This is a genomic window from Pseudomonas sp. FW305-25, assembly GCF_017351415.1.
Classification (GTDB): Bacteria; Pseudomonadota; Gammaproteobacteria; order Pseudomonadales; family Pseudomonadaceae; genus Aquipseudomonas; species Aquipseudomonas chlororaphis.
The window spans coordinates 82,306-96,265 of the sequence record NZ_JACNDE010000003.1 but is presented as its reverse complement, the minus strand read 5'-3'; the positions used below and the strand labels follow the sequence as shown (position 1 = coordinate 96,265).

The 13,960-nt window shown below is 65.3% G+C and carries 11 protein-coding genes; 10 read left to right on the top strand and 1 reads right to left on the bottom strand.

The window, feature by feature from the left end; all coding sequences use genetic code 11:
* The first annotated feature begins 85 nt into the window (after positions 1-85).
* The 6 genes from J4E58_RS04390 (at position 86) to J4E58_RS04365 (ending at position 7,936) form a co-directional block, all read left to right on the top strand.
* The gene (locus tag J4E58_RS04390; RefSeq protein WP_087091274.1) at positions 86-997 is read left to right on the top strand and encodes an SDR family oxidoreductase; all 912 of its coding nucleotides are present in this window, start codon (positions 86-88) and stop codon (positions 995-997) included.
* Positions 998-1,111: 114 nt separating this feature from the next.
* The gene (locus tag J4E58_RS04385; RefSeq protein WP_087091275.1) at positions 1,112-1,468 is read left to right on the top strand and encodes a hypothetical protein; all 357 of its coding nucleotides are present in this window, start codon (positions 1,112-1,114) and stop codon (positions 1,466-1,468) included.
* A 24-nt stretch (positions 1,469-1,492) separates the two neighbouring features.
* Positions 1,493-1,633, top strand: coding sequence for a hypothetical protein (locus J4E58_RS04380; RefSeq protein ID WP_156376433.1), 141 nt, complete (start codon positions 1,493-1,495; stop codon positions 1,631-1,633).
* A 424-nt stretch (positions 1,634-2,057) separates the two neighbouring features.
* A complete protein-coding gene (locus tag J4E58_RS04375) occupies positions 2,058-3,851 on the top strand; it encodes a DUF1302 domain-containing protein (protein ID WP_009042224.1) in 1,794 nt (597 codons plus the stop codon).
* Between the two features lie 25 nt (positions 3,852-3,876).
* Entirely contained in the window at positions 3,877-5,244 is a 1,368-nt protein-coding gene (locus tag J4E58_RS04370) for a DUF1329 domain-containing protein (protein ID WP_087091276.1), read from the top strand.
* A 148-nt stretch (positions 5,245-5,392) separates the two neighbouring features.
* A complete protein-coding gene (locus tag J4E58_RS04365; protein ID WP_087091277.1) occupies positions 5,393-7,936 on the top strand; it encodes a LuxR C-terminal-related transcriptional regulator in 2,544 nt (847 codons plus the stop codon).
* A 197-nt stretch (positions 7,937-8,133) separates the two neighbouring features.
* On the opposite strand, the gene J4E58_RS04360 is transcribed toward J4E58_RS04365, so the two are convergent.
* Positions 8,134-8,925: an IclR family transcriptional regulator gene (locus tag J4E58_RS04360; protein ID WP_087091278.1), complete on the bottom strand. Its 792-nt coding sequence runs from the start codon at positions 8,923-8,925 to the stop codon at positions 8,134-8,136.
* Positions 8,926-9,091: 166 nt separating this feature from the next.
* Between J4E58_RS04360 and hmgA the strand changes: the two genes are divergently transcribed.
* The 4 genes from hmgA (at position 9,092) to J4E58_RS04340 (ending at position 13,960) form a co-directional block, all read left to right on the top strand.
* Positions 9,092-10,396, top strand: a complete 1,305-nt coding sequence (gene hmgA, locus J4E58_RS04355) for a homogentisate 1,2-dioxygenase (protein ID WP_087091279.1) — start codon at positions 9,092-9,094, stop codon at positions 10,394-10,396.
* Positions 10,397-10,399: 3 nt separating this feature from the next.
* Positions 10,400-11,704 carry a fumarylacetoacetase gene (gene fahA, locus J4E58_RS04350; RefSeq protein ID WP_087091280.1) on the top strand — a complete coding sequence of 435 codons (1,305 nt, stop codon included), beginning with the start codon at positions 10,400-10,402 and terminating at the stop codon, positions 11,702-11,704.
* Positions 11,705-11,719: 15 nt separating this feature from the next.
* Entirely contained in the window at positions 11,720-12,358 is a 639-nt protein-coding gene (gene maiA / locus J4E58_RS04345) for a maleylacetoacetate isomerase (protein ID WP_087091281.1), read from the top strand.
* A gap of 231 nt (positions 12,359-12,589) precedes the next feature.
* The gene (locus J4E58_RS04340) at positions 12,590-13,960 is read left to right on the top strand and encodes an aromatic acid/H+ symport family MFS transporter (RefSeq protein WP_087091282.1); all 1,371 of its coding nucleotides are present in this window, start codon (positions 12,590-12,592) and stop codon (positions 13,958-13,960) included.

Genomic DNA, 13,960 nt, shown 5'->3' with positions numbered 1-13,960 from the left:
CCGTGTTTATTGTGACCGCCAGCCGCGTGCCTGACACTCGAAGCCATTGTCCGTCTGTTGTCCATCTGGCCTGTGGGAGTTCGGTATGAGTGAGTCTGTGCGCTTCGAGAATAAAGTCGTGATCGTCACCGGTGCCGGCGGCGGTCTGGGGCAGGCTCATGCATTGCTGTTCGCCCGGCACGGGGCGAAGGTCCTGGTCAACGACCTGGGCGGTTCGACCCAGGGCGAGGGCGCCAATGCCTCGGCGGCCGACCGGGTGGTGGCGCAGATTCGCGAAGCCGGCGGCATCGCCGAGGCCAACCACGACTCGGTGACCGACGGCGACAAGATCGTGCAGAACGCCCTGGATGCCTTCGGCCGGGTGGATGTGGTGGTGAACAACGCCGGCATCCTGCGCGACAAGACCTTCCACAAGATGGAAGACGCCGATTGGGACCTGGTGTACCGCGTCCATGTCGAAGGCGCCTACAAGGTGACCCGCGCCGCCTGGCCGTACATGCGCGAGCAGGGTTATGGCCGGGTGATCTTCACCGCGTCCACCTCCGGCATCTACGGCAACTTCGGCCAGTCCAACTACGGCATGGCCAAGCTCGGCCTCTACGGCCTGACCCGCACCCTGGCCATCGAAGGCCGCAAGAACAACATCCTGGTCAACGCCATCGCGCCAACCGGCGGCACGCGGATGACCGAAGGGCTGATCCCGCCCCAGGTGTTCGAGCAACTCAAGCCGGAACTGGTCAGCCCGCTGGTGGTGTACCTGGGCAGCGAGAACTGCCAGGAGACCTCCGGCCTGTTCGAGGTCGGCGGCGGCTGGATGGGCAAGGTGCGCTGGGAGCGCAGCCTGGGCCTGGGCTTCGATCCGCGTGAAGGTTTTTCCCCGGAAGATGTCGCCGCCCACTGGCAGCAGATCTGCGACTTCGAAGGCGCGGCGCACCCCAAGGACAACATCGAAGCCTTGAAAGAGATGATGCAGAACCTGCAGAAATACGCGATCTGAAGGCTTCCCCCAGCCAAGCTTGCACCGTCCCCACAGCCGCGTCCTGCGCGGCTGTACTCCTTATGCGTGGGTCCCTATCCTCGACGAACATCGACCGCATAAGGAAGGCAGCCCATGTACGAATCAAAAAACCAGCCGCTGTTGTCGCACCTGCTGTTTCTGCGTCGCTTGTTCCTGCACGTCCTGGCCACCCTGGGCCTGATCGGTATCTCGCTGTTGCTGGGGATTGCCGGGCATCTGTATTTCGAGCCGGGCGTCAGCTGGGACGACGCCTTGTTCAATGCCGCGATGGTTCTTGGTGGCATCGGCCCCGCGGCCATGCCCGCCACGGCGGGGGGCAAGCTGTTCTTCGCCAGTTACGGCCTCTATACCAACCTGGTGTTCGTCGCCGCTTTCGGTCTGATCCTGGCGCCGGTGGCCCATCGTCTGTTGCATCGCTTCCACTGCGAACCCGATGAGCGCAAAGGCTGAAATGCCTCCTCTGTAGGAGCGAGCTTGCTCGCGAAGATCGTCAACGATGATGCAATGTGGCTGATGGAGCGCCGCTTTGCGGCTATCGCGAGCAAGCTCGTTCCTACAGAAAACCCCGGGCATAAAAAAGGCCGCTGCAAGGCAGCGGCCGAAGGAAGACGTTAGATCAAGGAGCAACAAATCAACGTCAGTGAACACCCGGTGAAGATCTGAATATCGTTGCTTCAAACCTTCTGAATCCTCTTGCCCCCAAGGTGGCGTGATCACACCTCTGGGCGACTCTGCGTGGCGGTTTGCCGTGAGAGCGAGGCCAGAATAAGGGCTGGCTGTGCAATGAAAAATAGCGATTGTGGACAAGGACTGTTACAGCCTGGGCAATAGTAGTGCACGTCGCGCGGACATGCCCTGCAAGGGCGCAATCCATCCACCTGATACCCGTCCATCCAGCCCGTCGATGCACCGCGCAAAGGCCCGGCTGGCGAGGGCATTCATCCTTTTGGGCGACAACGCGAATACCTCCTTGGTGCGCTTATCGCTCCTGTGCGCCGGCAGTAGGGTGAGGCCTTCTGTCACTCACCGGGGAAGACGCATGACAAAAACAACAATGCGCGCCATCTTCACACCGCGGGCGCTGGCCGTCGCGGTGGCCTTGGGGGGCTGCGCCCAGGCGCAGGCCGTTTCATTCAACATCGGGGAGATCGAGGGGCAGTTCGATTCTTCGCTGTCCATCGGCGCCAGCTGGGGCATGCGCGATGCCGACAAGGACCTGGTGGGCGTTTCCAACGGCGGTCGCGGGCAGTCTTCCACCGGCGACGACGGGCGCCTGAATTTCAAGAAGGGCGAGACCTTTTCGAAGATCTTCAAGGGCATCCATGACCTTGAACTGAAGTACGGCGACACCGGCGTCTTCGTCCGTGGCAAATACTGGTACGACTTCGAACTCAAGGACGAAGACCGCGAGTTCAAGCCCATCAGCGACCACAACCGCAAGGAGGGCGCCAAGTCGTCCGGCGGGCAGATCCTCGATGCCTTCATCTATCACAACTACTCCATCGCCGACCTGCCGGGCACCGTGCGCGCCGGCAAGCAGGTGGTCAGTTGGGGCGAAAGCACCTTCATCGGCAACTCGATCAACAGCATCAACCCGATCGACGTCTCGGCGTTTCGCCGCCCGGGTGCCGAGATCAAGGAAGGCCTGATCCCGGTGAACATGCTGTTCGCTTCCCAGGGCCTGACCGACCAGCTGACCGTGGAAGGTTTCTATCAGCTGGAGTGGGACCAGACCGTGGTCGACAACTGCGGCACCTTCTTCGGCAACGACGTGGTGGCGGACGGCTGCACCACTGGCTACACCGTCGGCAGCCCGGCGATCCGCCCGCTGCAACCGATTGCCGCAGCGTTCGGCCAGGGCTTCACCGTGGCCCCCGAAGGCGTGGTGATCGGCCGCGCCGGCGACCGCGATGCCCGCGACTCCGGGCAGTGGGGCACCGCCTTGCGCTGGCTGGGCGACGACACCGAGTACGGGCTGTACTTCATGAACTACCACGCGCGCACCCCGACGGTTGGCACCATCACCGCCGGGAGCAGCACTCTGGCGAGCATTCCGGGGATCGTCAGCACCGCCAACCGCATCGCCCCGGGCACCGGTTCGGCCCTGGCCCAGAGCGTGATGCTCGGGCGTGGCCAGTACTACCTCGAGTACCCGGAAGACATCCGCCTGTACGGCGCCAGCTTCTCCACCACGCTGCCCACCGGCACCGCCTGGACCGGCGAGATCAGCTACCGGCCCAACGCCCCGGTGCAGATCAACACCAACGACCTGACCCTGGCCCTGGTCAACCCCATCGCCGGTGGCCTGGCGTCGCCGGTGCGGACCTCGGCGGGCGCCGACAACACCGGTTACCGGCGCAAGGAAATCACCCAGGTCCAGAGCACCCTGACCCAGTTCTTCGACCAGGTGCTGGGCGCCGACCGCCTGACCCTGGTGGGCGAGGCGGCGATCGTGCATGTCGGTGGCCTGGAGTCGAAAAGCCAGCTGCGCTACGGCCGCGATTCGGTCTACGGCCAGTACGGTTTCGGTGGCGATACCGACGGTTTCGTCACCGCCACGTCCTGGGGTTATCGCGCCCGGGCGATCCTCGATTACAACAACCTGATCGCCGGGATCAACCTCAAGCCCAACCTGTCCTGGTCCCACGACGTCAATGGCTACGGGCCCAATGGCCTGTTCAACGAAGGCGCCAAGGCGGTGAGCCTCGGGGTCGATGCCGACTACCGCAACACCTACACCGCCAGCCTCAGTTACACCGACTTTTTCGGCGGTGACTACAACACCCTCAAAGACCGCGACTTCCTCGCGTTGAGCTTCGGCGTGAACTTCTGATCCGGCCCTGAAGAAGGACAACTTTATGCGCAAGACGATTTTGCAATGCGGTGCCCTGGCCTTGACCCTGTTGGCGGTCAACGTGATGGCGGCGGTCACCCCGCAGGAAGCGGACAAGCTCGGCACCAGCCTGACCCCGCTCGGCGCGGAAAAGGCCGGCAATGCCGACGGCTCGATCCCGGCCTGGACCGGTGGTATCGGCAAGAACGCCGGGGCGGTGGATGCCAAGGGCTTCCTCGCCGACCCGTTCGCCAGCGAGAAGCCGCTGTTCACCATCACCGCGGCCACTGTCGACAAGTACAAGGACAAGCTGTCCGACGGCCAGGTGGCGATGTTCAAGCGCTACCCGGAAACCTACAAGATCCCGGTCTACCCGACCCACCGCACGGTCGGCCTGCCGGCGGACATCTACGAGTCGGCCAAGCGCAGCGCGTTGAACGTCACCTCGATCAACGAAGGCAACGGCCTGGCCAATTTCACCGGCAATCGCTACTACGCCTTCCCGATTCCGAAGACCGGCGTGGAAGTGCTGTGGAACCACACCACCCGTTATCGCGGCGGCAACCTGCGCCGGATCATCACCCAGGCCACGCCGCAGACCAACGGCAGCTACACGCCGATCCGCTTCGAGGAAGAGGTGGCGGTGCCGCAGCAGATCCCCGACCTGGACCCGGAGAAAGGCGCCAACGTGCTGACCTTCTTCAAGCAGGCGGTGACCGCTCCGGCGCGCCTGGCCGGTAACGTGCTGCTGGTGCACGAAACCCTCGACCAGGTGAAGGAACCGCGCCTGGCGTGGATCTACAACGCCGGCCAGCGCCGTGTGCGCCGCGCCCCGCAAGTGGCCTACGACGGGCCGGGCACCGCCGCCGACGGCCTGCGCACCTCGGACAACTTCGACATGTTCTCCGGCGCGCCGGACCGCTACGACTGGAAGCTGGTGGGCAAGAAGGAGATGTACATCCCCTACAACAGCTACAAGCTGGATTCGCCGAGCCTCAAGTACGACGACATCATCAAGGCCGGGCATATCAACCAGGACTTGACCCGCTACGAGCTACACCGGGTCTGGGAAGTGGTCGGCACGGTCAAGCCGAGCGAGCGGCATATCTACGCCAAGCGCCACATGTACATCGACGAGGACAGCTGGCAGGTGGCGCTGGTGGACCACTACGACGGTCGCGGCCAGCTGTGGCGGGTGGCCGAAGGGCATGCGCAGTTCTATTACAACGCCCAGGTACCGGCCTACACCCTCGAAGCGCTGTACGACATCATCGCCGGGCGCTACCTCGCCCTGGGGATGAAGAACGAAGAGAAGCACAGCTTCGAGTTCGGTTTCGCCGCCAAGGCCGCCGACTACACTCCGGCCGCCCTGCGCGCAACCGGCGTTCGGTAAGGCCCGGGATACAAACGATGGCAAAAGGCGACCGATTGGTCGCCTTTTTTATGGGCGCGGATCAGCGCGCTGAATACTTCTCAACAAGCACCGGCGACAAGGCTAGGGTGGGGGCACGCAGGCTAAAACTATAAAAAGGCACGCCGCAATGACCGCCATGACTCCCTGTCCTGGATTCCTGCCCCGTTTGTCCTCCCATCACCTGTCCCGCAGCCGTTTGAGTGCCCCGCTCCTGGCATCGCCCGCCCGGGTGAAATTGCTTTGTGCGCCGGCTGGCAGCGGCAAGACGGCCCTGCTCGCCGAATGCCTGTTGCAGGCGCCGGCCGGGTGCCGGGTGTGCTGGTTGCCCCAGGCCGGGGCCGCGCAGACACCGCAGCAACTGTGCGGCGAGCTGGCGCGGACGTTGGGTCTGGCCGTATCGGACGAGGCCGCCGTGCTGGACCATCTGGCGCAGGTGCAGAGCCCGACCTGGCTGTTCCTCGATGATTACTGCCGGGTCGCCGCGCCGCCGCTGGACCTGCTGCTCGACCGCCTGCTGGCGATCAGCAATCCGGCGCTGACCTGGTGGCTGGGCGGCCGCCGCCGGCCGCAATGCAACTGGCCGCGGCTGCTGCTCGACGACCAGCTCTACGAATGCACGGGGCCCGAGCTGGCGTTCACCCAGGAGGACATCGAGCGACTGCTGCAACAATTGCCGCAGCCTTTGTCGATCCACACCGCCAGCCGGATTTTCCAGCGCAGTGCCGGCTGGTGCGCCGGGGTGCGCATCGCCCTGCTCGAAGGCAGCGAGCTGGTGGCCACGCCATGCCGGCAGGGGCGACCCAATACCCTGCTGGAATACCTGGAGCACGAGTTGTTCAGCGTGTTGCCGGCGGAGCTGTCCGAGGTCTGGCATGTGCTGGCGCACCTGCCGCGCTTCAATGCCGCGTTGTGCGAGCACTTGTTCGGCGCCGGGGAGGGTGCCCAGTACCTGCGGACATTGCAGGAACTGGGCTGCTTCATCGAACCCTGGGAGGCTGCGCCGGAGTGGCTGCAAGTGTTCGCGCCCCTGGCCCTGCTGATGCGCGACGAGCCCTGGCCGGCGGGACGCTCCTGGCATCGCCGCACCTGCCAGTGGTTCGCCGCGCAGGAGGACTGGCAGGCGGCGTTCGAGCAGGCGTTGCTGGCGCAGGAATACGAAGTGGCGGTCAGCCTGTTGCAGCACTTCAGTTTCGAGCACCTGTTCGAGCAGCAGAATGTGGTGTTGCTGTTGCGTTTGCATGAGCAGCAGGGCGAGGAACTGCTGCTCGGCAGCCCGCAGTTGGTCGGGCTGTTGACGGCGGCCTTGCTGTTCGCCGGGCGTTTCGACCAGGCGCAACACTGCGTGGCGCAGATGGCGCGTTTCACGCCGCAGCCGACGGCCTCCGGGCAGCGGCAACTGGTGGCGCGCTGGCAGGCGCAGCAGGGCTGGCTGCTGCATCTGCAAGGGTTGATGGAACCGGCGCGGATGCATTTTCTCGAGGCGCTGACCGAACTGCCGGCCCATGCCTGGCCGACCCGCCTGCTGTGCCTTTCGGGCCTGACCCAGCAGGCCTTGCTCCGGGGCGAACTGGACGTGGCGCAGATGCTCAACCGCGAGGCGCTGTGCCTGGCCCGGGCCCAGGGTTCATTGCTGTTCGAAGCGCTGTTGGAGCTGGACCATGCCCAACTGCTGGAGCAGCGTGGGGCGCCCCACAGGGCGCAGAGCCTGCTGGACGATGTGCAGCAATTGTTGAGTCGCCAGGCTTATCGGGTCGGCCCGCTGCTGGGTCGTATCGCCTTGCGCCAAGGGCGCCTGGCCTTGCGCCAGGGGCAGGCGGAACAGGCCGCCGGGCATTTCCAGAGCGGGCTCGAACGCTGTCTGCTCAGTCACGACAAGCGCGCCCTGTACGGGTTTCTCGGCCAGGCGTTCCTGGCCGCCAACCAGGGCGACTATGCCCACGCGTTTGTGCGCCTGCGCGATGCCGAGCGGCTGATGCAGCAACGGCAGATCCCGGACACGGTGTACCGCGCCGTGCTGCTGCAGGTCAGCAGCGTGTTCTGGTTGCAGCAGGGGCGGCCGGAACTGGCCCAGGAGGCCTTGAGCCGGGTGCTGCGTCACTATCGCGGGCCCCAGGCGCGCCAGGCGCCACCGGCCACCCTCGAACTGATTCCGCGTATCGAGTACCTGCTGGTGCTGGCCGAGGTGTACCTGCAGCGTGCCGAGGCACCGGTGGCAAACTTGCAGCGCCTGCTCGAACAGGCCCGGCAACGGGGCATGCTGTGCCTGCAGACCGAGTTGCACCTGGCCCTGGCCGAGGTCGCTTTCCTGCTGGGGGATCGGGCGTTGTCCGCCCGTGCCTTGCAGGAGGGGCTGGAACTCGGTGCCCGGTGCAACCTGCACCAGGCGCTGCATGAGTTGCGTCTGCGTCAGCCGCGGATGTTTGACGTCCAGCCGGTGGCCGAACCCGAAGCGCCCATGCCGTTGCCGGCGGCAGGGGAGAGCCCGCTGAGCCAGCGGGAACTGGAGGTGCTGCAACTGATCGCCCTGGGCAGCTCCAACCAGCAGATCGCCGAGCAATTGTTCATTTCCCTGCACACGGTGAAGACCCATGCGCGGCGCATTCACAGCAAGCTCGGGGTGGAGCGCCGCACCCAGGCCGTGGCCAAGGCCAAGGCGTTGGGATTGATGTAGTGGTCGGACAGCTATCAGGGCCGCCAACCTGACGGCGCGGTGCATCTGCTAAACCGCGTGGCCCTCTTTTACGACGGCTGCGCCGCCGATCGCAGCCTTCGGCAGCGGCTACAGAGGTCGGGGTTGTTGTAGCCGCTGGCGCAGCCTGCGATCGGTCGCGCAGCGGCCGCAAAGCTGACGATTGGATGGATCCGCGTCTAGGGTTGGTAACCCATGCGCCAGCTCACCGCCTGGGACGCGGCCAGCAGGCGTTGCGCCGCCGGGCCGTTTTCGTCGGCGTGGAACAGCGAGGTCGGGCCGACCACCGTCAGCACGGCGGCGACCTTGCCGGTGGCGTCGAACACCGGTGCCGACAAGGCATCCACGCCGGGCATCAGCAGGCCGTGCACATGGTGCAGGCCGCGCTGGCGGATCTGCTCGCACAGGGCGGCATAGGCCTGCTCGTCCGCCAGCGCATGGGGCGCGTGGGCCTTGAGTTCCTGCTCGCGCAAATCGACGGTTTCGCGATTCGGCAGGTAGGCGGCGAACACCAGCCCGGTGGACGAGCTGAGCAAGGGCAGCACCGAACCCAGTTGGGTCACCACCGTCACCGCCCGCACGGCCGGTTCGATATGCACCACGGTCGCGCCCTGGTTGCCCCATACCGCGAGGAAGCAGGTCTCGTTCAATTCATCGCGCAGCTCGGCCAGGGGCAGGGCGGCGACCTTCAACACGTCCATGCTGCCCAGCGCCGCCATGCCCACCCGCAAGGCCTCGCGGCCCAGGCCATAGTGGTTGGTGGCGGTGTTCTGTTCGGCGAAGCCGCTGGCGATCAGCGCCTGCAGGTAACGGTGAACCTTGCTCGCCGGCATCTGCACATGTTCGGCCAGGCGCGACAGCGAGGTCGCCGGCGACAGCTCGGCCAGGGCCTTGAGGATGTCGGTGCCGACCTCGGCCGAGCGGACTTTCTGTTTACCGTTGCTGTCGCTGGTGCTGCGCGGCTTTTCCATGGAGGCGGTGTGATCCCGGGACGAATGGGCGTCTTTATAGCTTGACGGTCAATACCAATCAAATTACGTTATCCGTAATTGGATTACGATAAAAATAACGCAGGCGTGCCCAGAGCTCTCCCCATGGAGTCGCAGGCCGCTGCCAACTCCACTTCCAGGAGGCTCCATGAACCTCGATTCCACGGCGTCCGGGCTTGCGTACCAGTCGGGCTTCGGCAACCAGTTTTCCAGCGAGGCGCTGCCAGGCGCCTTGCCCGTCGGCCAGAACTCCCCGCAAAAAGCCCCTTACGGCCTCTACACCGAACTCTTCTCCGGTACGGCCTTCACCATGGCCCGCAGCGAAGCGCGGCGCACCTGGATGTACCGTATCCAGCCATCGGCCAACCACCCGGCCTTCGCCAAGCTGGATCGCCAGCTGGCAGGCGGGCCGCTGGGCGAGATCACGCCCAACCGGTTGCGCTGGAACCCGCTGGATATTCCGAGTGAGCCGACCGACTTCATCGACGGCCTGGTGAACATGGTCGCCAACTCGGCAGCGCAGAAACCGGCCGGGATCAGCATCTACACCTACCGCGCCAACCGCTCCATGGAGCGGGTGTTCTTCAACGCCGACGGCGAGTTGCTGCTGGTGCCCGAACAGGGTCGCCTGCGCATCGCCACCGAGCTTGGGGTGCTGGAAGTCGAACCGCTGGAGATCGCGGTATTGCCCCGCGGCCTGAAGTTCCGCGTCGAACTGCTGGACCCGCAGGCGCGCGGCTATATAGCCGAAAACCACGGCGCGCCCCTGCGCCTGCCCGACCTGGGGCCGATCGGCAGCAACGGCCTGGCCAACCCGCGGGACTTCCTGACCCCGGTCGCCCATTACGAAGACCTCAAGCAGCCGACGACCCTGGTGCAGAAATTCCTCGGCGAGCTGTGGGGCTGCGAGCTGGATCATTCGCCGCTGAACGTGGTGGCCTGGCACGGTAACAACGTGCCGTACAAATATGACCTGCGCCGTTTCAATACCATCGGCACCGTCAGCTTCGATCACCCGGACCCGTCGATTTTTACCGTGCTGACCTCGCCCACCAGCGTGCACGGCCTGGCCAACCTCGACTTCGTGATCTTCCCGCCGCGCTGGATGGTGGCCGAGAACACCTTCCGTCCGCCGTGGTTCCACCGCAACCTGATGAACGAATACATGGGCCTGATCCAGGGCGCCTACGATGCCAAGGCCGAAGGTTTCGTACCCGGCGGCGCTTCGCTGCACAGCTGCATGAGCGCCCACGGCCCGGATGGCGAAAGCTGCACCAAGGCCATCAACGCCGAGCTGCAACCGGCCAAGATCGACAACACCATGGCCTTCATGTTCGAGACCAGCCAGGTGCTGCGTCCGAGCCAGTACGCCCTGGAGTGCCCGCAATTGCAGAACGACTACGATGCTTGCTGGGCCTCGCTGCCCGCCACCTTCAACCCGAATCGGAAATAACCCATGAATCAGCCAACCATCACCCGCAGCTGGGTTGCCTCCGCCAACGATCACGCCGACTTCCCGCTGCAGAACCTGCCGCTGGGGGTGTTCAGCCACAAGGGTTCGGCGCCGCGCAGCGGCGTGGCCATCGGCGAGCACATCTTCGACCTGGAAGCGGCGCTCGACGCCGGGCTGTTCGAGGGCCCGGCCAAGGCCGCGGTGGATGCCACCCGTGGCGGCCAGTTGAATGCCTTTTTCGAACTGGGCCGCCCGGCCCGCGTGGCCCTGCGCGAGCGCCTGCTGGAATTGCTCGGCGAAGGCAGCAGCCTGCGCGGCAAGGTCGAGGCCCAGGGCGCGAAACTGCTGCCCCTGGCCGCCGATTGCCAGATGCACCTGCCGGCAAGGATCAATGACTACACCGATTTCTATGTCGGCATCGAGCACGCGCAGAACGTCGGCAAGCTGTTCCGCCCGGACAACCCGTTGCTGCCGAACTACAAATACGTGCCGATCGGTTACCACGGCCGCGCTTCCACCATCCGTACTTCCGGTGCCGACGTACGCCGGCCCAAGGGCCAGACCCTGCCCGCCGGCCAGAGCGAGCCGACCTTCGGCCCATGCACGCGGCTGGACTACGAACTGGAGCTGGGCATCTGGATCGGCCAGGGCAATGAGCTGGGCGAGCCGATCGCCATTGGCGACGCTGCCGAGCACATCGCCGGCTTCTGCCTGCTCAACGACTGGTCGGCGCGGGATATCCAGGCCTGGGAATACCAGCCGCTGGGCCCGTTCCTGTCGAAAAGCTTCATCACCAGCATCTCGCCCTGGGTGGTGACGGCCGAAGCCCTGGAGCCGTTCCGCCGTGCCCAGACGCCACGTCCCGAAGGCGACCCGCAGCCGCTGCCGTATCTGCTGGACAAGCGCGACCAGGCCGCCGGTGGTTTCGACATCGAGCTGGAAGTGCTGCTGCTCACCGAAGCGATGCGCGAGCAAGGCCTGCCGGCCCACCGCCTGACCCTGAGCAACACCCAGTACATGTACTGGACCGTGGCGCAGATGGTCGCTCACCACAGCGTCAACGGCTGCCAGTTGCAGGCCGGCGACCTGTTCGGTTCGGGCACCCTGTCGGGCCCGCAAATCAACCAGTTCGGCAGCCTGCTGGAAATCACCGAAGGCGGTAAGAAACCGATCGAACTGGCGTCCGGCGAAGTGCGTAAGTTTCTTGAGGACGGCGACGAAATCATCCTGCGCGGCCGCTGCCGCCGCGAGGGTTTCGCCTCCATCGGTTTCGGCGAATGCCGCGGTAAAGTCCTGCCTTCCCGTTAAGAAGAGGTGCGCGTTATGGAGCTCTATACCTACTACCGTTCGACCGCGTCCTACCGGGTGCGCATCGCGCTGGCGCTCAAGGGCCTGGACTACCAGGCGCTGCCGGTCAACCTGCTGGTCGCCGGGGGCGGTGCCAACCGCCAGCCGGAGTACCTGCGGATCAACCCGCAAGGCCGCGTGCCGGCCTTGCGTACCGACGACGGCGAGCTGCTGATCCAGTCGCTGGCCATCGTCGAATACCTGGAAGAACGTTATCCACAGGTGCCGCTGCTCTCCCAGGAGCTGGCGGCCCGCGCCCACGAACGGGCGGTGGCGTTGCTGATCGGCTGCGATATTCATCCGCTGCACAACTCCAGCACGCAGAACCTGCTGCGCCAGTGGGGCTACGATGAGGCACGGGTGCTGGAGTGGATCGGCCACTGGATCAGCACCGGCCTGGCGGCTGTCGAGCAGTTGATCGGCGAGCAGGGGTATTGCTTCGGCGAGCAACCGGGGCTGGCCGACACCTTCCTGATTCCCCAGTTGTACGCGGCCGAGCGCTTCAAGGTGCCATTGGACGCCTACCCGCGGATTCGCCGGGTCGCCGCCCTGGCCGCCGAACATCCGGCGTTCCAGAAGGCCCATCCGGCCAACCAGCCCGATACGCCCGCCTGACCTGTGTAGCCGCTGCCGCAGGCTGCGATCGACCGGAACGGTCGCGAAGATCTCAGGATCGCTGAAGGCCTTCGGCCTTATCGCAGCCTGCGGCAGCGGCTACAGGAGACAGGTCCGCGGGAGCAACGTGTTCCCGCGCCTGAATGATGTACACAAGACCGATCCTTGCCGCCCAAGAGCAATGACGGTCTGCCGGCTCCCATAACCATAAAAACCAGCAGGTACCTTGCGATGCACAATCAGATTGCCAGCTTCCGGGCGGCCCTCGACGCCCGTCCCGTGTCGCGTTATCAGTGGTTGCTTCTTCTGCTCCTGGCCCTGTTGCTGGTCACCGACGGCTACGACGCCCAGGTGCTGGGTTATGTGGTGCCGGCCCTGGCCCAGGATTGGGGCCTGGAAAAGGCCGCGTTCGGTCCGGTGTTCAGTGCCAACCTGCTGGGCCTGACCCTGGGCTCGCTGGCGGTGACGCCGCTGGCGGACCGGTTTGGCGTGCGGCGGATTCTGCTGGCCTGCGTGCTGATCTACGCCAGCCTCACGGTGATGATGGTGTTCGCCGATTCGCTGAACAGCCTGATGGTCGCGCGTTTTATCTGCGGCATCGGCATGGGCGGGGCGATGCCCAGCGCCATGGCGCTGATGTCGGAATATTCGCCGCCGCGCCTGCGTACCCTGATGGTGACCCTGGCCGCCTGCGGTTTCTCTTTCGGCGGCGCGGCCGGCGGTTTTGTCGCCGCGGGCTTCATCGACCGCTTCGGCTGGCAGGCGGTGTTCCTCGCCGGCGGCGTCACGCCGTTGCTGCTGTTTCCCTTCCTGGCCTGGTTCCTCCCCGAATCGTTGCCGCGCCTGCTGCGCGATCAGCCGCCTTATGCGCGCCTGCGCAGGGTCACCGCGCGCATGCTGCCGGACTGGCAACCACCGGCCGCCTCGGCCGCGCAGAACCAAGCCGAGCAGGGCAGCAAGCTCACGGTGATCGAGCTGTTCCGCCACGGTTATGCGCGCCCGACGCTGCTGATCTGGTCGACCTTTTTCGTCAGCCTGATCCTGCTGTATTTCATGATCAGTTGGTTGCCGTCGCTGCTGCTGGAAAGTGGCCTTGGCCTGAACGAAGCGAACCTGGTGACCTCGATGTTCCTGTTCGCCGGCACCCTGGGGGCGATCTGCATGGCCTGGTTCGCCGACCGCCTGCAACGCAAGGTACGGCTGCTCTCGGCGGTGCTGGCCGGGGCGGCGCTGTGCACCCTGCTGTTGGGCCTGAACCACGATAATCCGCGTTACTTGGTGGCCTTCGTCTTCGCCGCCGGCTTCTGCATCATCGGCGGCCAACTGACCCTCAACGCCTTCGCTAGCAACTTCTACCCGGCCCATGTCCGCGCCACCGGCACCGGCTGGGCCCTGGGCGTCGGTCGCTTCGGCTCGATCCTCGGCCCGCTGTTCGGCAGCCTGCTGCTGGCAATGCACATCCCGGTGCAGCAGATCTTTTTCTTCTGCGCGATTCCGGCGGTGATTGCGGCGCTGCTGATCATCCAGGTGCGCTCGCCGTCCGAGGCTTCTTCGGCAGGCGCGGAGCCTGCCCCAGAACTGCAGGCGCCGCTCAAACCCTGA